Genomic DNA, 19,695 nt, shown 5'->3' with positions numbered 1-19,695 from the left:
TAACTGGAATGGCGATCGTCTGGAACGGCGGTCACTGGAACGACAGTCATCTGGGACGACGAACATCTGGAACGAGGACCATCGCCCTTCAGAATAGCGGCACTTTGTGTACTTATTATCCAAGCTCTAGCGTGTTTACTTCCATTAACGGCGTTTTATGTACTTATTTTCCTGTGAACGGACCAGAATTCGGGAATTTCCTTGCGAGTCGAGAAAATAGCGACATAAAATGCCTTTATTTTTCTCGAATGGAAGGATATTTCTGGGATAACGACAATTTAAGTCCTTATTTTGGCTCAAAACCGAAGTCCGGGCCTTGGCGGGGGGCCAACAAAGCAAGTCAGAGTAGACGGTTTCCATATCACCTTAGAGAGAAGGGGAGGGGCATCATGCGAGGTTGGCTGACTTCATCGCTGCAGCGGCGGCTGTCGGTAGTGATCGCGGGGTCTATGATCGTGCCGATGCTGGCGCTTGGTCTGTTTGCCTTTTTGATCTCCTCCAACATCACCGAGGAAAAAACCAAGCTGACCGGCAGCGACATGCTGAAGCAGATGGACGCCAACCTGCGGTTTATGCTGGAGGACATCGAGACGCTGTCGATCTTCCTGATCGGGGAGCGCGATTTACAGGCCTATCTAAGCAGAAACGAGGATGTGGAAGCCGAACGGACGGCGCTTGTCGGGCGCATGACGAATCTGGCCGCCTCCAAGCATTATATCGCCAATATCGCCGTTTACCCGGAGCGGTTTGACGTCGGTTTGTCCACGGCCACTTGGTACGAAAGCGAGCTTCCCGCGGCCGCTAAGGAAGCTATCGCCGCCGGCGGAAAAAGGTGGTCGGACGTTTACCGGATTCGTGATTATGCCGGGGATACGCAGGTCATTACCTTGTTTCGGTCGATCCGCAGCATCTACGATTTCCGCCGTCTCGGATGGCTGGCGATCAGCCTGGATGAGCGGGAAGTATCGCGGAATTGGAATGCGCCGGATTTCGGCCAGGGGGCGGGCAGGATTGAACTGATCAGCGCGGAGGGAACCATTCTCTCCTCCGCCGACAAGTCGCGGCTGGGCCGGCCGTTGGCCGCCTATGCGCCCGGCCTGCTCGCACTGCTGACGGAAGACGCCGGCCGGCAGCAGAACGGGAGCGGCAGCGTCATATACGGCGAAGGCGGGGGAAAGTCGACCGTCCTGTACCGCCGGGAGCCGCTCACCGGCTGGATTTTGCTTGGGACGGTGCCGTATGAGCAGTACCACGCCGAAAACCGCTACATTCTGACGCTGACGGCCGCTGTCGTAGGGGTGTCCGTGGCGGTCTGCGCTGCGCTGATCTGGCTGACGGTGCGCCGGATCACGCGGCCGCTGCGCGTTTTGACCCGCCATCTGTCGCGGATCGATCCGGAGCGGCCGCTGCCGCGTTTTCCGGTTGCCACGGACGATGAAATCGGCCGGCTCGGCCGAAGCTACAATATGCTTGGCGCGCATATCGAACGGCTTAAGCGGGAGGTCATCCGCGGCGAAGCGCGCAAGAAGGAGGCCGATCTGCGGGCGCTTCAAGCGCAGATCAACCCGCATTTTTTGTACAACACCTTGTCCTCGATCCATTGGATCGCCCTGATGGCGGACGAGAAGCGGATAGCCGAGATGGTTGAGGGGCTTAGCGACTTTTTGCGGATCAGCCTGAATCAAGGCAAGGAGTACTGCCCGGTGGAGCAGGAACTGGCGCATATCCGGAATTACGCGCGGGTGCAGTCGATCCGTTTTCCCGACAAATTTGCCGTCGACTATATCGTTGATGAAGGGCTGCTGGACAAATGGATGCTGAAGCTGCTGCTCCAGCCTCTGGTGGAAAACGCGCTGATCCACGGCATTCAGAAACGCGAAGGTCCCGGAACGATCACCGTTCTGATCCAGCGGGAAGGAAGGCGGATGAAAGTGGCGGTCCTGGATGACGGACCCGGCATGACCTCGGAGCGGCTGGCCGAGGTGCGCCGGGTGCTGGAGCTGCGGACTCGGGGGGGAGCTGTTCCCGCTGCGGTTCGGGAGACTCGTGAAAGAGCAGCTGCCGCTGTGGCCCAAGGAGCAGTTGCCGCTGTGGCTCACGGAGCAGCGGGCGCTGCGGTCCGAGGAGCTGCTGCCGGCGGGGGCCTGGAGACTCGTAGCGGAGCTGCTGCTCCTGCTGTGCGGGAGACTCAGGAGGAGGCTGGTTACGATGGGGGGCAGATGGCTCGGAGTGAGGCTAATCCTGATCCTGATCCCGATCCCGATACCGTGCGGGACGCTCCGGGAGAAGCCGTCCCCAACACCGGATACGGGCTCGGCAATGTGCACGAAAGGCTGCTGCTGCATTACGGCCGGGACTCGGGACTGGAAGTGGACAGCCGGGAAGGCGAGGGGACGGAGGTTTCGTTCTCTATTCCGATCATGGAGGTATCGCCATGAAATTGTTGATCGTTGACGACGAGGTCATTATCCGGACCGGACTGGCGAGCGTTATCGCCTGGAACGAGCTGGGGCTGACGCTGCTGGCTCCGGCGGCTTCGGCCGAAGAAGCGCTGAAGCGCATCCGGGAGGAGAAGCCGGATATTCTGATGACGGATATCCGCATGAGCGGCAAAAACGGACTCCAACTGGCCGAGGAAGCGAAACGGATGCTGCCCGCGCTGGAGGTCATCATCCTGTCCGGTTATGGGGATTTTGCCTATACTCAGCAGGCGATCCGCCAAGGGGTCGGCGACTACTTGCTCAAAACGAGCAAGCCGGAGGAGATCATCAAGACGGTGCTGCAGGCCAAGCAGCGGATCGCGGAGCGCCGCGCCGAAGATTCGCGGGCATTGCGGCTGGCCCGCGAGGAGCGGCAGCGGCTGCTGCTTAAGTGGATCGTTGAGGGCGAGCCGTTAGCCGGGGACGTTTTTGCCGCCGGAGATGCGGAAACAGGAGGAAGAAGGGCGGCAAAACAAGCGGACCGCTGGCAGGTGCTGCTTCTGTGCGCCGACGGCTGGGGGACGAACGGAGCGGCCGGCGGACTGCTCCGGTTTGCCGTGCAGAACATGCTGGAGGATTTGATCCCTGGCGCCGCGGTGCTGATCTACCGGGAATTCATCGTCTGCGCCGTCCCGCTTACCGCCGGTGAGCCTTCCGGGGTCCAGCGGTTTAAAGGCGCCTTCGAGCGGATTGAAGGCTTGCTCAAGTGCCGGCTGCGGGTGGCCGCGGGAGAGACGGTGGCGGGGGAGGAGCAGGCGCATCGGAGTTACGTCACGGCAGCCGCCGCATTCAGATACCATGATTTGCTGCCGGGGACGATGTTTGATTATGCCGATTTGGCGGGACGGAAAGGCGGAAAAACGGTATTGACCCAGGAGGAGGAAACCGCCCTGGGGATGATTTTGCTGGACCATGACCGGATGACGTTAAGAGCGTGGACGCAGGAATTGGCCGATACGCTTGCGGCGGACCCGGAGTGCACGCCCGAATCGTTCCGGGCCTGCCTTCATTCGGCCGCGGCCATCGGGCATCGCTGGCTGGAGCGGACGCTCCGCGCCGTCGGCCGGGAGGAGAAGGTGCGCCTCCAGCCCTGGCTCCAGGAACAGCCGGAAGACGGAAGGCTGAAGGATGAGCTGTTCCGGCATCTGCTCGGCATTATGAATATGTATCATACGTCGCTCGGCGGCAGTCAAATGTCCCACGTTCAACGGGCCAAAGCGTATATGGCGTCCTGCCCGGCGGAGGCGCTCAGCCTGCAGCGCGTGGCCGCGTACGTGCACCTTCACCCCGGCCATCTGAGCGAGCTGTTCAAAAAGGAAACCGGGAGCACCTTCGGCGACTTCGTCACCGGGATGCGGATGCGCCGGGCGATGAACCTGCTGGCGGTGACCCCGGCCAAAGTGAGCGAAGTCGCGGCGATGACCGGGTATGAGGACGTGAAGTATTTCAGCCGCCTGTTCAGAAAGCACACGGGAAAAACGCCCAGCGAGTTCCGCGAGGAGGCGCTGGACGGCGGTTTGCTGTATGGGGAAGCATAAACCAAATTTTTTCGGGAAGTAGGGAAGCAGCATGGAATTGTCGGGTCCTTGGAAACTGCAGCATTTTGAAGTAGGGGAAAAGCCTGCCCATGAACTGGCGGCACGGGGGTTGGACGACCGCTTTTGGATCGACGCCGCCGTGCCGGGGGACGTGCATTCGGCGCTGCTGGAACGGAGCATCATCGATCCTCCGTATTTTGGGCATAACGATGCCAAATGCCGCTGGATCGAGCACAATGAATGGTGGTACCGCACACCGTTTACATTGGACGCCGCGCCGGAGCAAGGGGAGCGAATCGAGCTTAAGTTCGAGGGGCTGGATACGTTTGCGGCGGTTTACGTCAACGGGCATGAAATCGGCAGGACGGCCAACATGTTCCGGGAGTATGTTTTCGATGTGACGCGGATTGTGCGCGAGGGCTGGAACGTGCTGGCCGTCAGGTTCGATCCGCTGCATCTGCATCACCGGGATAAGGAGCAGCTCGAGTGGTCCTCCTATACGAAAGAACGGCCCTGGATCCGCAAGGCGGCGATGAATTTCGGCTGGGACTGGGGACCGAGAATCGTGACTGCGGGCATCTGGGGCAAGGTGCGCCTCACGCGCCGCAAGCTGGCCAAGCTGACCGGCGTGTACGCTTGCACGCGGTCCGTGGAGTCCGGGGAAGCGGTGCTTCATTTTAGCGCGGAGGCCGAAGCTTTCCGGAAAGGGACGCAGGCCGAGGTCGTGGTCCGCTTGCTGGATGCCGAAGGGCTGGAGGCGGCATGCGCCGTCCTGGCGGTCCCCAAGGACCGCCAGGCGGGACAAGGCGGCGCTGCCGAAGGCGCAGGTAGTCTCGTTGGTGAAGGTGATGACGGCGGTAGTGGCGTAAGCAGCACAGGCAGCGATGGCGGGGCAGGCAACACAAGCGGCGCAGGCAGCAGCGACGGCGGCTTGAGATGCGCCGGTGATAGCGGGGGCGAGAGCAGCCTGGGAAGCGCCGGTGCTAACAGCGGCGGGACCGGCAGCGGAACCGCCCACACCCATGGGGCCGGCAGAGCTTTTGGCCGGGCCGAGACCGAGCTGCGGGTCCGCGCTCCCCGGCTGTGGTGGACGCACGATTTGGGCGAGCCGTACTTGTACACGCTGGAGGTCGTGCTGCGCGCCGAAGGCGAGGAGGTTGACCGCTGCATACAGCCGTTCGGCATCCGCACGCTGGAGCTTGCTCTGCGGAACGGCGAAGGCGGCAACGCGTTTGCTTTTATCCTTAACGGGGTTAAGGTTTATGCCAAAGGCGCCAACTGGATTCCGGCCGACAACCTGATCGGCTCGATTTCGGAGTCCACCTATCGCGGGCTGATCGATCTAGCGGTAGAAGGAAATATGAACATGCTGCGCGTCTGGGCGGGAGGCATTTACGAAAAAGATGTCTTTTACGACGAATGCGACCGGCAGGGCGTGCTGGTGTGGCAGGATTTTGCCTTCGCCAACGCGTTGTTCCCCGATTTCAACCAGGACTTTATGGACAACGTGCGGCACGAAGTCATCGATAACGTCAAAAGATTGCGCAACCGCGCGTCCCTCGCGCTCTGGTGCGGCAACAATGAAATCGACTGGCTGTACGACATGAAAAGCGCCGCCGGGGACATAACCGGGCCCTTCTTCGGGGAGCGCATTTATCATGAGCTGATTCCGGAGGTGCTGGCTGAGCTGGACCCGGCCCGCCCGTATTGGCCTTCTTCGCCTTACGGGGCAAGCGGCGGTTACGACGCCAACGATCCGCACACCGGAGACCGCCATAACTGGCAGGTGTGGCACGGTTCGGTGTATCCGCGGATGCAGGGGGAGAAGCCGCGGCTCGATTACAGCGTCGAGGGCGTAACGTTCAAAAAATACAAGCAGGATTTCGCCTTGTTCAGCAGCGAATTCGGCATGCATGCCGCGGCGAACCGCTACACGCTGGAAAAAAACATCCCCGCCGGCCAGTTTGTCTGGGGGAGCGCGGAGATGGCTTACCGCAACAAGGATACGAACCACCGCAAAGGCATTTTGCTGATGGAAGGCTATACCGGGATTCCCCGCGATATCGAGGAATACATGGATTTTTCGATGCTGACTCAGGCCGAGGGGTTGAAGTACGGGATCGAGCATTTCCGGCGGAACCGACACCGCAATAGCGGCGCGCTCGTCTGGCAGCTTAACGACAGTTGGCCGGGCACGAGCTGGTCGATGATCGATTACGAACTGCTGCCGAAGGCTTCTTTTTATTATGCCAAAACGTTTTATAACCCCGTGCTGCTTTCATTGGAGCATGAGCCGGGCGAACCGCTGAAGGTGTGGGTGGTCAATGACACGCTGGAGCCGCTGCGGGGAACGGTGGAGCTGACGGTGCACGCCTTGAGCGGCGGGGGCGTCTTGTCCCGGGCCGCTTTTGCGGCGGACATTCCGCCGCAATCCACGGTGCGGATCGGCGCGCTGGAGGAAGCGGCCGCCTTGCGCGGAGCCGCTCCGGAAGAGGTCGCGGCGGTGCTGACCGCCTCCGGTTTTGCCGCCCCGGCGAACCGCTACTACTTGCGCGACCCGAAGGATTTGCGCCTGCCGGAAACGCGGCTGGACGTGCGGGTGGACGAGGCGGCGCAAACGGCGACGGTAACCGCGGCGGGGCCGGGGGCCGCGCGGTTCGTGAAGCTGGAGCTGCCGCTGGGCCGCGTCCGCTATAGCGACAACTACTTTGACCTGCTTCCCGGGGAAAGCCGGACGGTGCACATAAGCCATCCGAAAGGGCAGCTGCTGCCATGGGCAAAGCTGCGGGTTTCCGCTTTGAACGGCAAACGCGGCACCTGCGGGATCTAAGGCTTAATCCGCATCTCCGGCGAGAACGCGGTCGCGGTATTGTTTTACCGCGGGGATATCGGTTTGCATGCCTTTTTCTTTGGTGAACACCTGCCAATCCGTACTTTTCATCACGTTCAGAAAGCCTTGCACGGCTGCGGCCGTTTTTGTGCTCGGGTACGTTTTGACCGTGTGTTCGTAACTGGCTTTGACTTCGTCGGTTAACTTGAAGGTGTCGAAATCGAAAATCGGCGTATTGTCCAGCCCGTAAAGATAGGTGGTCAGATAGCGGGTATAAAACAGCTTTTTAGCTTGCTCGGCCTCAGGCGTACCTGCATACTGCGTAAAATATTGTTCGGCGGCGGCGGTCCGCTTGGCCAATTCATCCCAAGTGATGACGAGCCCGCCGTCGCTGGCCATTTTGGCGTCCGAATCCAGGGCGAGCAGCGCGATAAAGTCCTGCATTTTTTCGCTTAGCGCCGAATTGTATTTTTTAAGCGCTCCGTAGTCGACCACGGGAAACACCGTGCCTTCGGCCGTTTCCAGCTTGTAGCCGCCGGCCAGGGCGCCCAGGACGGTTTGGCGGACGGCAGCGTCTTTGATCTGCTTCAGCTGTTCGTCCGAAATGGGCCAGCCAAGTTCGCCGAGCGCCTGGAGGACGGCTTCTTCGGCGAATTTATCCTGCGTTTTGAGCAGGTCTTCCCCGTAAAAAGCGAGCAGTTTCTGCATCAGCCGGTCGGCGTCGTCCTGGGGCAGGGCGGCCAAATGCTCATCGAAAAAGGCCAAATAGTCCTTGGCCTCGGATTGGCCGGCTTGCAGACGCTCAAACTGTTCAAGGATGCGGTTTTGTTCGGAGCCGGATGCCGCCGCAGCGCCACTTCCGCCACCATTTCCGCCATCGCTTCCGCCGCCGTTTTCGCTTCCGTTAGCGTTGTTTGCTTGTCCCTGCCCCGGCGCGTTTTGCTCTGTACCGGTTTGCCCGGGTCCCGGGCCGGCAGCCCCTTTTTTATCGGCGCACCCCGTTAATAAAGCTCCCGCCAACATCGCGGTTACCGACAGTGACAGCATGATTTTTACAGCCCATTGCGGCATTTGCAGGTACACTTCCTTCCGTAATATATCTTGTTTACTTGACGAACGAGCGGGAGAAAAGGTTCCTTACGCTGAAAAAAAGGGCCGCTCCAAAGGTTGGTAAGGCCAACCGGAACGCCCCTTGTTTGCCATTCTTTTTATTCCGCGTGTTCGATCAGCGTGACGCTTTCGACCTGGTTGACCATTCTTCTGAGCTCCCTGGCCTGTTCCCAATTGATGCTGCCGGCTTCGTACATGTTGTGGATTTCCGCGCGTTCGGCATCCATCACCTGGATCCGCAGTTCTTCTTTTTGCGCTTCCATCTGTTCGCTGAATTGCGGCCCTGGACCGGTCAATTGGGCGATGACCCGCTTGTACTGGAGAATCACTCTTTGCAGGGCGGGGTCCTGTTCGTTTTCCCGGGTTAGGCCCTTCAAGTACTCAAGCGCCGCTTGCAGCGCCTCAACCTGGATTTTCTGGCCGGGGTGAAGCCCGGCGAACTGCCGGTATTTGCGGGTGGCCCGCCGCCAGTCGCGGACGGCGCTGCCGATCAGGAACGAAATCCGGGCGCGGGCGGTTCTGCAGAGCCCTTCTTCGCGAAGGTCCAGCGCCTTCTCGAAAGTTTCGAACATTTCTTTGCTCATTCCGCCGCTTTGCATCGTTTCGTGAATGTAATTCCGCTCGGCTTTTAACGCCCCAAGCTGGATTTCGGTCATTCTCCCCAAAGCTTCCGACCGCTCCAGCCTGTGAGCGTCCTGCTGAAGATACATGGGGCGGAACAGCATTTTGTATTCGTCCATTAATTGATAGGCGGCGGTTTTATTGTAATCGTTCATTTCGGCCTTGATCTTCTGCAGCGCGACCCGCAGCAGCCGGCTTCGGGCTTCGGCCATATCGATGTACTCGCCCGTTTCTTCGCCCTCGGCCGCCCCTTTGCTGAATAGCGGCAGCAAGAGGGTGGCCGCGATCAGGGTGAATAAAATCACGCCCGCGGCCAAAAACAGGATGAGCGACCGTTCGGGAAAAGCCTGTCCGCTGGCGACCACGTACGGAATGGACAACACCCCGGCCATCGTAACGGCGCCGCGAACGCCCGTCAGACTAACCAGGAGGCTGTTTTTAACGGAAGGCTTGGGGGTTTCCTGCGACTTGGAGACTTTGTAATCGTACAGCGAGAAGAAATAAGACCAGACAAAACGAATCGCCAATATGGCAATCCCGATGGCCAAAACGTAGCCGATCGCCTGCGTATTGCCGATGTTGGGATTTTCCACCGTGGCGCGCATGGACGAGGGGATGATCAGCCCCAGCAGCAGGAAGACGACCCCGTTCAGGATGAACAGCACGGTTTGCCATATATTTTCCGTCAAGACCTGCTCCTCGGCGAGCAGCGTTTCCGTTCGTTCCCGCAGCAGGGAATGGAGGATGCCGCCCACGACGACCGCAATGACGCCGGAAGCGTGCAGGAGGTTTTCGGTGACGATAAAAATAAGAAACGGAGTCAGAATCTGCAGCAGCGAATGCAGGGTGGCGTCCTGAATGCCCTGTTTGCGGAGCGAAAACCGCAGCCAGGTCATGACCAGGCTGAGCACGAGGCCCAAAACGGCCCCGAGGATAAACATGTATGTAAAGTCGTAAACGGCTTCCCTTAGCGAAAAATAGCCGGTTACGACCGCCGCGACCGCATAGTTGAAGGCAACCAGACCGGAAGCGTCGTTGATCAGCGACTCGCCGCGGACAAGATTCAGCACTTTGTCCGGAATATGAATCCGCTTGGCGATCCCGTTTACGGCGACGGGGTCGGTCGGCGACAGAATCGCGGCCAGCGCGAAGGCGGCGACGAGCGGGATTTCCGGAATGATCGCGTGGATGAAATAACCGCCGCCGATTGTGGTCAGCAGAACGAGGACGATGGCGTTGCCGAAAATGGGCCCCTTCATTTTCCACAGCTCTTCGCGGGGGAAGTGCCTTCCGTCGTTGTACAGCAGCGGGGCTACGAACAACAGCAAAAACCATTCCGTTTCGATCTTCAGATGAATCCCGTTGAACGCCAGCGCGATGGCGATGCCAAACACGATTTGGGTGAGCGCGGTGGGGATAAACGGAATGTAGTGGCTGATGATGTTGGAAACGACTAGACAGATAAGCAGTAAAATAACCGTAATCAACAAATCCATGTATCAAACTTCCTTCCCGAACGGATTGCATTGCAAGTCGACATTATTCTATTATATCCCACTTTTTAAACTGAAGATTAACAAGCGCTTGGGGAGGCGTTCGAAAAAAAAGAGCGCAGCCATCTGCGCTCTTCGAGGATTATATTTATCGCATGAACGGGAGGCTTGGCTCCCAAAGAACCGCTTGTCCGCTGTCCAGGCTTCGCCGGATATCGATCAGCCGTTGGTTCGAGCTGCCGCAATAGAGCAGGGCAGGGTCGCGAAGCTCTTGGACGAAACGCCCGTCCACCAGCACCTCGCAGCGCCGCAGCAGCTCATATTCGGGGGAACCGGGATGCTCTGTCAATTCCTCATACGTATACCCGCTGTAAATCCAAATCGAAATCGGCCCGGTCTCCGCCACAAGCCGGTCGATAAACCCGCTGACCTCGGCGGCGGAGAAAAAGGGGTCTCCGCCGAGGATCGTTAGACCGCTCAGCAGGGGATTATTTTTAATGTCATGAATGATTTCCGCTTCCCGCTCTGGCGTAAACGGCTCGCCGTAATTGAAATTCCACGTCTCCGGGCTGAAGCAGCCCTTGCAGTAATGGCGGCAGCCGCTGATGAAGATTGCGGCCCGCAGGCCTTCGCCTTCATTGATGGATTCCGGGTAGTAGCCGCAAATATTCATGCGTCGTGTTTGACCCGGTCGCGGACTTCCGCTTGTTTGGCGGCGTTGAACCGCGTTTGGTAATCCCCCGTCAGATACCCGGTGACCCGGCGCAGGCGGCGGATGTGCACGTCGTTCTCATGGCTGCCGCAGGAAGGACAGGTCGCCCCGATGATGCCTTCGTAGCCGCAGGCCGAGCAGCGGTCGATCGGATGGTTGATGCTGAAATAGCTGACTTGCTGCTGCAGGGCGTATTGAACGATTTTCAGAAAAGCGGCCTGATTGTTCCGGGCATTGCCGTTAAGTTCGATGTACGAAATTGCTCCCGCGTTGCAAAGCCCGTGGAACTTGGCTTCCAGCTCGATTTTTCTTGCCGCGCTGATGTTGTAATACACCGGGATGTGGAACGAATTGGTGTAGTACTCTCTGTCCGCCACGCCGGGAATCGGACCGTAAACCGCGCGGTCGCGTTTCGTGAATTTTCCGGACAAGCCTTCCGCCGGGGTGGCGAACAACGTGATGTTCAGGTTGTGGATTTCACTTTGGCGGTCGCAGTAATCGCGCATGTAGGCGATGATTTCGTACGCTTTTTGATAGACCGCTTCATCCTCCCCGTGGTGCTTGCCGTACATCGCCTTCATGCATTCCGCCAGCCCGATGAACCCGATCGACAAGCTGCCGTGCTTGAGCAAATCGCCGACAGGGTCCTCCGGTCCAAGCTGTTCGCCGCCTTCCCACACGCCTTCGCGCATCATAAAGTCGGATGCTTTGGCTTTTTGAGCGGCTTGAATTTTGAAACGGTGCAGCAGCCCTTCCAGCGCGATGTCCATATAATGCGTCAGCTCGCGGTAGAAGCCGCGCTCGTCCGCCTCTGTCCGCCGTCCCAGCGCAATGCCGTGCTCGAGGCCCAGCTTGACCAGGTTCAGCGTGTTGAACGACAGGTTGCCTTTGCCGGAAAGATGGTTCCGGCCGAACCGGTCGGCCAGCACCCGGGTGCGGCAGCCCATCGTGGCGAATTCCGTGTCCGGATCGCTCGGATCGTAATGCATCAGGTTGAGCGGGGCGTCCAGATTGGCAAAATTCGGATACAGCCGCTTGGCCGAGCATTCCACCGCTTTCAGGAACAGGCCGTAATTCGGTTCGTCCGGGTTCTGGTTGACGCCTTGTTTGCATTTAAAAATCTGGATCGGGAAAATCGGCGTTTCCCCGCTGCCCAGCCCCCGCATCGTGGCCGTCAGCAGGGAGTTGATCACCATTTGCCCTTCAAGCGATGTGCAGGTGCCGTAGTTGATGCTGGTGAAGGGGATTTGCCCGCCGGCCCGGCTCGACATCGTGTTGAGGTTGTGGATCAGGCTTTCGGCCGCCTGCAGCGTTTCGGTTTCGGTTTCCTTCAGCGCAAATTTAAACGATTTCGGATAACGCTCCTGCAGGTCGCTGCGGCTCATCGAGACGTCCCCATTCCCGGCCAATTCGGCATCGCGGGCGCCTTCTTCGAAATATTCCAGGCCTTTGCGGAAATATTTCTCGAACGATTTGGCCACGTAGGGAGCGAGGTCGAAATCCAGCTTGTTGGCCGATACGCCGCCGTACTGGGAGTTTTGCTGGGATTGGAAAATGATCGCCACCAGCGCCATCGCGGTCATGATCGAATTCGGCGGTCTGACGCTGCCGTTGCCGGTGTTGAAGCCTTCGCGCAGCAGCTTTTCGAACGGGATGAAAATGCAGTTCGTCGTTCCGATCGCATATTGATCAAGATCATGCACGTAGACGATATTGTCTTGAATCGCCTGCACCACCCGTTTGGGCAAGATGAAATGCGTCGCATACCATCTGGCGTACTCGCTGCCGAATTTGCTCATTTTCCCCGAGAAGCTTTCGCCGTTCAAATTCGCGTTCTCGCGCAGCACCTCCAGGTTGCGGCTTTGAATGATTTCCTCGCCCATTTGAATGACTTCATCCAGCATGGTATCCCGGCCGGTGAAGGTTTGGTTTAGCAATGCCATAATCTAAATGCTCCTCCCCAAAAGCTAATTTATTTAACGCTAAGTAAAAAGGCATCTCCAACCTGCCCAGGTTGAACATGCCCGAATGCGCTGCCTAATGAAGACTCTTCTACAACTACAACGGCTGTCGATCCAATAAGGCATATGTAAAAGCTGCATACGGACATCCTGCCTGTTCCTCGCAGGTTTTAGTGGTTCACACTATATTTTGATTCTCTGAAACAAGATTAGCACAATATATTGTGTTTAAAGTGTGACTTGCATCACATGGACAGGCCGGAAGCCGGGACAAAACCGCCGGAGCCCACAGGTGATGCGCGGAGCGGGGAACGAAAAAATTTTTTTAATTTTTTTGGTGGTTCAACCTAGAAATCGGGGCTTGACAGTCGGTTATTGGAACGGCGAACCTACTGACCGACCATTGGCAAACCGGCGGTTACTGGGATGGCAAACCGCTCGTCGGCTAACCATCGGTTACTGGACGGCCGACCGCCAGCCTTCAGAATAACGGAACTTTATGTACTTATTATCCGGGGCTGAGCATGTTCATCCCCATTAGCGGTATTTTTTGTTCTTATTTCCCTATGAACGGTACAGATTGCGGGTATTTTGTTACGGTCCGAGAAAATAGCGACATAAATTGCCTTTATCTCTCTTTCAATAGGGGATAGCGGCGGAATAACGACATTTTTTGCCCTTATGTTGTTGAGCCCTTTTTTGTTTGTATTTGCCGGCGGGGAATTGATAAAATAATATAGGAATAAATACAGTAAAGTGAGGGGAACGGAAATGGCGATTGCGGAAGTAACGGTTATTCCGATTGGTACGGGCAGCACCAGCCTCAGCTCCTACGTTGCCGAGCTGCAACGGGTATTGGAGAAGCAGGAAGGCATTAAGTTCACGCTGACGTCGATGAGCACGATCATTGAAGGAGCGCTGGACGACGTATTCGCGGCGATCCGGGCGATTCATGAAGCGCCGTTCCAGGCGGGCGCCGGCCGGGTGTCGACCTCAATCAAGATCGACGACCGCCGCGACAAAGCGAGTTCGTCCGAGCAGAAGCTCCAATCCGTGAGGGAGAAGCTGTAGTGCAAGCGGCTTGGTTGTGGCAGCACCACGTGTGTGGTAGGACCACGTGGTTGTGCCGTTGCGCGGCACGCAATGTGCGCCGGAAGCACCACAAATTCCGGGCAAAACGGGTTTGCGTAAAATTTCCAAACTTTAGGGCTTGCATTTTTTTTAAAACGCGGTATAATAATTTTTGTTCGCTAAAAGTGAACTTGCTGGTGTAGCTCAGCTGGTAGAGCAACGCATTCGTAATGCGTAGGTCGGGGGTTCGAATCCCTTCACCAGCATCTCCATAATGTAAAGCACGGCGCGGCTTCCGAGGTTTTCGGGGGACGTGCTTTTTTTCGTAAAAAGCGAAACTTCCACCATTTTTCTACCCTTAATTGCTTTAAAACGTTAATCGTTAAATTATTGCAGGTTATATTTTAGAATGCTATGGAAAATTGCTATTAGCGTACAGTCCATTGAGGAAGTATTTAAACAATATGCCGCTCAGGCAGATACGATTTTGCAGGAGGTTCCAGGCTTCCGCAACTTGTCCCTCGATGATCGGCCCAAAATGCTGGAGGGCACCTGGAAACCGGCTATGATTGTCGTCCATGAATTCCCAGATTACGAAATTGCTCAGAAACTTTACTACTCAGATGCTTACGCCCCCCTGATTAAATTACGCCAATCCGCAACGAAGGCCAACTCCCAACTCTCGCGGAAGCTGCGGGAGCTTGGTCCCGCCGTATTAACGATTCGTAAAAGTGTTCCGTTAGTTGAATCAATTATGAATCCAACCTTAGTTCATTGAGCAAAAAATCGCCTTGCTCAATTTTCACTATTCTTTTCTCTTTTATATAATCCCAGCCGTTGTTTATTGCATATTTAACTAGTCTCGCACAAACACTTGGTTTACATAAGTTAGTGGACCAATTAACTTCCCAAGAAAACAATATTAGGAATTGCGATGTTTTAGTATTTGATGGATATATTTTAAAACTTAATGAATCATTTGAAGGCGTTTGATCGATGATGCAAATGAATAAGCACTGATCTATTACAATTTTCTTTACTTCCTTCGTGGAAAGCTTCATTAATTATTCTCCTTGGCACATCGCCTGTAGCTGGCCGTATCCAGGTATGCGAACGGCGCCAGCTAGATTTTTTATGAATAGGCTAAACAGTTTTATTCCCCTCCTCTATAGCGAGAACCTCCCTTGCTGCTGCAATGAAAGACAACATGATTGGTGAAAGCCACTTGTCTTTATGCCATGACATCTGCGTATACACGTGCAAGTCGGGAATTTGCCATGGAAGAGCAACAAGTTTGCCCCGTTCAGCTTCGGCTTCCGCTACGATTTCAGGAAGAAAGGCAATACCGATTCCGGAAATTGCACATTGTTTAATGGCCTCAGCGCTTTGAAACTCTAAATACGTAATACTATCAATGCCCTCTTTCTCAAATGACCGGTCAAACATGGTTCGATAGGGACAACCCTTTTCATTTGTCATGAACACTTCTCCGTGGAAATCTTCCAGCTGCAGCTCAGTTCGTTTGGCAAGCGGGTGATCTGGAGCAGCGAACAAGCGGAAAGTTTCTTCCACCAACGGTTCCACGGCAAGTCCGCTTGAGCGAATGGGTTCGTCCAACATAAAGACAACATCCGCGGTTCCCTCAAAGAGTGTTTGCTTGAGCTCTTGATTTGGAACGGAGCGGAAGATCAAACGAACTCCCGGATGCTGCGAACGAAATCGTTGAAAGACAGCTGGAAGGCGATAGGCGCAAATAACCTCATTGGCGCTTATCGTTAGGGTGCCGCTTAGCACTTCATTGTCATGAACGGCGCTGCGAGCTTCGTCCAATTTGTTTAGAACGCCTTGGATATGAGTTAAAAAGCGTTTGCCCGCAGCTGTAAGAACGAGCTGCTTGCCCAAGCGGTCAAAAAGACGAACACCAAGCTCATCCTCCAATGCTTTGATTTGCATCGTGACGTTGGAGGGGACATAGCCCAGCACTTCAGCAGCCCGAGTGAAATTTAAAGTTGATGCAACCGTGCGGAACGTAATCAATTGGCGTAATTCCATCATATTTGCCTCTTTTACTTTCAATATTATTGAATACTGCTTTGAATTCTATTCACTTTTATTGAGGGTATCACAGATCTATACTAACAACAAGAAATACATCTAAATGCATGGGTTCATTTTGAAGGGAGCAAACAATACGATGGATTATGAGATTTTTGAATTGGGTGACGTAAGCTTGCAATCAGGAGTGACGTTGCCGGGCGCTTTTCTAGCTTATAAGACCTATGGCAGATTAAATGAAAAGAAAGATAATGTCATCGTCTATCCAACTGCTTTTGGCGACACGCATGTTCAGAATGAATGGTTGATTGGAAACGGCATGGCATTAAATCCGCGGGAATATTTCATTATCGTTCCTAATCTGCTGGGTAACGGATTATCTTCATCTCCCAGTAACACACCGCACCCTTTCGACCGGGCTAATTTTCCGCAGGTAACCATCTATGACAACGTTAAATTCCAGCATCGGCTGGTGACCGAAAAATTCGGGATTCAAAAGATCGCTCTCGTCGTTGGCTGGTCAATGGGAGGCATTCAAGCATTCCAATGGGGGGCAAGTTATCCGGACATGGTGGAACGAATCGCGCCTTTCGCCGGAGTTGCCAAGACTTGGCCACAAACGTTTTTGGTCTTGGACGGAATGAAAGCTGCGCTCATGGCTGCCGCCCGCTTCGATTCAAGCAAGCTAAACCAGTTGACAACCGCAGACATGCGCGCCGTTGGCCGTGTCTATGCGGGCTGGGGCTTATCGCAGGCCTTTTACAGAGAGGAACTTTATCGTGAACTGGGATTTGACTCATTGGCGGATTTTGTGGCTGGCGTCTGGGAAAATAGCTTTATGAAGATGGATCCGCACAATGTCCTGGCTATGTTATGGACAGGCCAACATGCAGATATTAGTGCAACCCCCTCCTATAACGGAGATTTCGATGAGGCGCTGGGAAGCATTAAGGCGCTTGCCTGCGTCATGCCGGGGAGCACGGACCTCTTCTGCACGGCGGACGATAACGAATACGAGGCTAAACTTATGCCTAATGCTGTTTTTAACCCTATTAAGTCGATTTGGGGGCATTTTGCCGGTCGCGGAATCAACAGTGCCGACAATCAATTTATTGATGACAATCTAAAACGCTTGCTCACGCTTAGTACAAACGGATAGATCATCGTTAGCCTTAGAGTGTCCTGTCAGGAATAGCCAGATTTGCGATTAACACACCTCATCCAAACCAGGAAGAACACTTGCCCCACTATTGAGCGGGACGGGTGTTCTTTTGTTATTGTAGAGTAGTTGAATATTCTTTTCGTTCTTAATTGAATAGTTTTTAAAAAAAATGAACCCTTTTCAAGGGTCATCTGTTTATAAGACATAACGCAAAGAAAGGAGTGCAGCAATTGACGGAACGCGAGCTGTTTGATCGCTACAACAAAGACGTCTACCGAACCTGCTACTATATGCTCCGGAACGCGCAGGACGCGGAGGATATATGCCATGACGTCTTCGTCACCGTGTTTCGGCAGGACTGGCAGCGGATCGAGCATGTGCGGGCCTGGATTATGCGCATTACCATGAATCACTGTCTGAACCTGCTCCGAAAAAACCGGACGAAGCGGGAGAAGCAATCCGAGGTGCAGCGGCTGCATGAGCACGCCGTCGCAGCAGCGGTTAAACCTGTGGACGCGGTCGTGCTCGAGAAGGAGGCCTCCGCCGAATGGGAGAGGCTGCTGAAGCAGTTGCCCGATAAGCTGCTGGCGGTTGTGACCCTCCGCTATATCGGAGAACTGTCGATGTCAGAAATCGCCGAAACCCTGCGCATTCCGCAAGGAACCGTAAAATCAAGGCTTCATAAAGCGTTGAAAATGATGCGCAAGAAACTGGAACAAAACGACCCCATATGGTTGAAGGGAGAGGAACGAATTGGAACGTATTGAAAGCCAGTTAAAAAAACAAATGAAACACGCGGACACGATGCCTTATCCGGATTTCGAGCGGATGTGGAGCAGCATCCGCCAAGACGAGCTGCGGATAGCCGCCGGCGGGGAAGCGGCAATTCCGCGTCCACGCAGCCGGAAACGGACCGCCATCGCCGTCTCGTTGTCCGTTGCCCTTATAGCTACACCAGTATATGCAGCGGTTACGTACGACTGGTCGAACCTTCTATCTTACAGAGCCGGGATTCAGACGGCCCTGGAACAGGGCCTTGGCCAAACGATCGAACAGTCGGTCACCCAGGACGGCATAACGTTTACGCTGCATACCGCTTTTACCGATGAGAACCGGACATTCCTTCTGTACAGCCTCGATCCCGGTCCGGCCCGGAAAGGGGAGACTATCAGCTTTGAGAATATCGGACTTCGCGATGGCGACGGCCGGGTGATTGAGGGGAACCACAGCTATCATTGGAATGAGGAGCTTAAGGTATATCAAGGGTATTTCGAAACGGATTGGGTGCTCAATGAGCCTCAAGCCGATGTGGAGTTTTTCGTGGAAAACATCCGCTTCGTCGGAGACGGCAGCCAAGCCATCGATTTTCGTCCCGACCGTGCGGAGACCCAGACATTCACCATCCAGAAGGACGGTATCGGCACCGTTACGCTGCAATCCTTCGAGCAAGCCGAGGGGCAGGTGCTGCTGAAGTCCGTTATTTCCTTCACCGACTCGTGGCTTCAGAATAACAGCTGGGTTCGTATTGAAGCCGTCAACGCTAAAGGCGAGCGAATCCGGGAATCTAAGCCCTCCGTATTCGGAACACCTGAAGCCTCTGACGAATATTCGAACCAGCAGATATATTCGGCAGCTGACTTACGGGCCGAAGGAACCTCGTTCCAGCTCAAATATGACCGTACGCTGGGAACGGCCGCTGGAACCTGGAGTCTCCATACCGCCCTCTCAAAGAAGCAACTGGAACGCAGCTCGTTTAAGGACCAGCTGAACATTCCGCTCAAGGAGGTGCCGGGAGGAACAAAAATCGCTGAAATGATCGTTACACCAACCCAGGTTCGGCTTGTGTTGACCCATGAAGAGAAATACGCGGGGGTGCCTTATACGGAATATCAGCTGGATGTTGGGGGCAAGCTTCTCGAGGGCGGACTCTGGCCCGTTTCCAATGAACCGGCCCAAACCGAACTGCGGTTCGAAATGGCCGGCCTTACACCGGAAGCGTTGGCCAATGAGCCGATAACACTGATTGCGAAACACCGTGTCGACGAGCACAAGGGCGATAACCAGCCGATCCGGCTAACCGGCATCTCGACGAAGCGGCAAACCGCGAGCTCCAGCATCGCGGGGTATCCGATCACATGGACCTATTATATGAAGGACGGCAATTTGTATGTAGAATCCCGGAGCAGCGATCCGGCCTTTGGCGGGGTGAATCAAACCTATTATCTCGACGGCGGGGAGCGAAATTACGGGAAATCTGCGCTCATCCGCATGCTTGGGGACGAGGGTAATGAGAATATAGACGTGTACGAGAACTTTAACAAAACCGAGCAGGACATTTACATTTATAACTATACGACCAATCAGCCGGAGGACGAGCTGCGCGTTCAGGTCAAGCCGAGGAAGTAGTGTTATGCAGCCGCTTTGACAATTCGACAGAACCCAGCCGAGATTACAGGGGGTCTCCTAGTCCGGATAAAGCCATTTCCCTGTCCCTATGTTGTTTGAAAGTGCACTTAGTTTTCGGATAGCCGCATAACGGGGCAGCCTCAACCAAAAGGGCGTAATCGATTGTGGAGCCCATCAATTTTCGACACAAAATAGTGAAACAGAGAAATGGATCTGTAGTTGAACGTACAAAAGAAGAGTGGGCTGGATATCGATA

The 19,695-nt window shown here is 55.3% G+C and carries 13 protein-coding genes and 1 tRNA gene; 9 read left to right on the top strand and 5 right to left on the bottom strand.

Annotation, left to right across the window (positions count from 1 at the left end; translation table 11 throughout):
* Positions 1-389 precede the first annotated feature (389 nt).
* Genes DYE26_RS19480 through DYE26_RS19470 form a run of 3 tightly spaced genes read left to right on the top strand, consistent with a single transcriptional unit; the run spans position 390 to position 6,848 of the window.
* Positions 390-2,438: a sensor histidine kinase gene (locus DYE26_RS19480; RefSeq protein ID WP_036626445.1), complete on the top strand. Its 2,049-nt coding sequence runs from the start codon at positions 390-392 to the stop codon at positions 2,436-2,438.
* The gene (locus DYE26_RS19475; protein ID WP_036626444.1) at positions 2,435-4,018 is read left to right on the top strand and encodes a helix-turn-helix domain-containing protein; all 1,584 of its coding nucleotides are present in this window, start codon (positions 2,435-2,437) and stop codon (positions 4,016-4,018) included. Before DYE26_RS19480 ends, DYE26_RS19475 begins: the two co-directional genes overlap by 4 nt.
* 31 nt (positions 4,019-4,049) lie before the next feature.
* Entirely contained in the window at positions 4,050-6,848 is a 2,799-nt protein-coding gene (locus DYE26_RS19470; protein WP_036626443.1) for a beta-mannosidase, read from the top strand.
* A gap of 3 nt (positions 6,849-6,851) precedes the next feature.
* Here the strand turns inward: DYE26_RS19470 and DYE26_RS19465 are convergent, their stop codons facing one another.
* From DYE26_RS19465 to DYE26_RS19450, 4 genes are all read right to left on the bottom strand, one after another.
* Positions 6,852-7,919, bottom strand: a complete 1,068-nt coding sequence (locus DYE26_RS19465; protein ID WP_036626442.1) for a hypothetical protein — start codon at positions 7,917-7,919, stop codon at positions 6,852-6,854.
* Between the two features lie 137 nt (positions 7,920-8,056).
* Positions 8,057-10,075: a Na+/H+ antiporter gene (locus DYE26_RS19460; RefSeq protein WP_036626441.1), complete on the bottom strand. Its 2,019-nt coding sequence runs from the start codon at positions 10,073-10,075 to the stop codon at positions 8,057-8,059.
* 145 nt (positions 10,076-10,220) lie between these two features.
* The gene (gene nrdG, locus DYE26_RS19455) at positions 10,221-10,745 is read right to left on the bottom strand and encodes an anaerobic ribonucleoside-triphosphate reductase activating protein (protein ID WP_036626440.1); all 525 of its coding nucleotides are present in this window, start codon (positions 10,743-10,745) and stop codon (positions 10,221-10,223) included.
* Positions 10,742-12,727: an anaerobic ribonucleoside triphosphate reductase gene (locus tag DYE26_RS19450; protein ID WP_036626439.1), complete on the bottom strand. Its 1,986-nt coding sequence runs from the start codon at positions 12,725-12,727 to the stop codon at positions 10,742-10,744. The genes nrdG and DYE26_RS19450 overlap by 4 nt, the downstream gene beginning before the upstream one ends.
* A gap of 789 nt (positions 12,728-13,516) precedes the next feature.
* On the opposite strand from DYE26_RS19450, the gene DYE26_RS19445 reads away from it, so the two are divergent.
* The 3 genes from DYE26_RS19445 (at position 13,517) to DYE26_RS19435 (ending at position 14,594) form a co-directional block, all read left to right on the top strand.
* Positions 13,517-13,816 (top strand): MTH1187 family thiamine-binding protein, encoded by a 300-nt coding sequence (locus tag DYE26_RS19445; protein ID WP_036626438.1) that lies wholly within the window; start codon positions 13,517-13,519, stop codon positions 13,814-13,816.
* A gap of 193 nt (positions 13,817-14,009) precedes the next feature.
* A tRNA-Thr gene (locus DYE26_RS19440) sits at positions 14,010-14,082 on the top strand.
* A 143-nt stretch (positions 14,083-14,225) separates the two neighbouring features.
* Positions 14,226-14,594, top strand: a complete 369-nt coding sequence (locus DYE26_RS19435) for a DUF1330 domain-containing protein (protein ID WP_063836336.1) — start codon at positions 14,226-14,228, stop codon at positions 14,592-14,594.
* A 365-nt stretch (positions 14,595-14,959) separates the two neighbouring features.
* Here DYE26_RS19435 and DYE26_RS19425 read toward each other — a convergent pair whose 3' ends face one another.
* On the bottom strand, positions 14,960-15,868 hold the full coding sequence (locus DYE26_RS19425; RefSeq protein WP_036626435.1) for a LysR family transcriptional regulator: 909 nt from the start codon (positions 15,866-15,868) through the stop codon (positions 14,960-14,962).
* A 142-nt stretch (positions 15,869-16,010) separates the two neighbouring features.
* On the opposite strand from DYE26_RS19425, the gene DYE26_RS19420 reads away from it, so the two are divergent.
* The 3 genes from DYE26_RS19420 to DYE26_RS19410 all read left to right on the top strand — a co-directional run bounded on the left by DYE26_RS19420 (position 16,011) and on the right by DYE26_RS19410 (position 19,439).
* A complete protein-coding gene (locus DYE26_RS19420; RefSeq protein ID WP_036628857.1) occupies positions 16,011-17,030 on the top strand; it encodes an alpha/beta fold hydrolase in 1,020 nt (339 codons plus the stop codon).
* 233 nt (positions 17,031-17,263) lie between these two features.
* Positions 17,264-17,800, top strand: a complete 537-nt coding sequence (locus DYE26_RS19415; RefSeq protein WP_036626434.1) for an RNA polymerase sigma factor — start codon at positions 17,264-17,266, stop codon at positions 17,798-17,800.
* Positions 17,787-19,439 carry a DUF4179 domain-containing protein gene (locus tag DYE26_RS19410; RefSeq protein WP_036626432.1) on the top strand — a complete coding sequence of 551 codons (1,653 nt, stop codon included), beginning with the start codon at positions 17,787-17,789 and terminating at the stop codon, positions 19,437-19,439. Before DYE26_RS19415 ends, DYE26_RS19410 begins: the two co-directional genes overlap by 14 nt.
* The last annotated feature ends 256 nt before the right edge of the window (positions 19,440-19,695 follow it).

It is taken from the genome of Paenibacillus macerans, from assembly GCF_900454495.1.
GTDB classification, from domain to species: Bacteria; Bacillota; Bacilli; order Paenibacillales; family Paenibacillaceae; genus Fontibacillus; species Fontibacillus macerans.
Note: the sequence above shows the minus strand (reverse complement) of the source record. Positions and strands in the feature narration are given on the sequence as shown.

Bases quoted from the DNA above. Each gene is read 5' to 3' on its own strand.
- DYE26_RS19420 (WP_036628857.1), top strand. From the start codon at position 16,011: ATGGATTATGAGATTTTTGAATTGGGTGACGTAAGCTTGCAATCAGGA.
- DYE26_RS19425 (WP_036626435.1), bottom strand. From the start codon at position 15,868: ATGGAATTACGCCAATTGATTACGTTCCGCACGGTTGCATCAACTTTA.
- DYE26_RS19435 (WP_063836336.1), top strand. From the start codon at position 14,226: ATGCTATGGAAAATTGCTATTAGCGTACAGTCCATTGAGGAAGTATTT.
- DYE26_RS19465 (WP_036626442.1), bottom strand. From the start codon at position 7,919: ATGCCGCAATGGGCTGTAAAAATCATGCTGTCACTGTCGGTAACCGCG.
- DYE26_RS19470 (WP_036626443.1), top strand. From the start codon at position 4,050: ATGGAATTGTCGGGTCCTTGGAAACTGCAGCATTTTGAAGTAGGGGAA.
- DYE26_RS19450 (WP_036626439.1), bottom strand. From the start codon at position 12,727: ATGGCATTGCTAAACCAAACCTTCACCGGCCGGGATACCATGCTGGAT.
- DYE26_RS19475 (WP_036626444.1), top strand. From the start codon at position 2,435: ATGAAATTGTTGATCGTTGACGACGAGGTCATTATCCGGACCGGACTG.
- nrdG (WP_036626440.1), bottom strand. From the start codon at position 10,745: ATGAATATTTGCGGCTACTACCCGGAATCCATCAATGAAGGCGAAGGC.
- DYE26_RS19445 (WP_036626438.1), top strand. From the start codon at position 13,517: ATGGCGATTGCGGAAGTAACGGTTATTCCGATTGGTACGGGCAGCACC.
- DYE26_RS19460 (WP_036626441.1), bottom strand. From the start codon at position 10,075: ATGGATTTGTTGATTACGGTTATTTTACTGCTTATCTGTCTAGTCGTT.
- DYE26_RS19480 (WP_036626445.1), top strand. From the start codon at position 390: ATGCGAGGTTGGCTGACTTCATCGCTGCAGCGGCGGCTGTCGGTAGTG.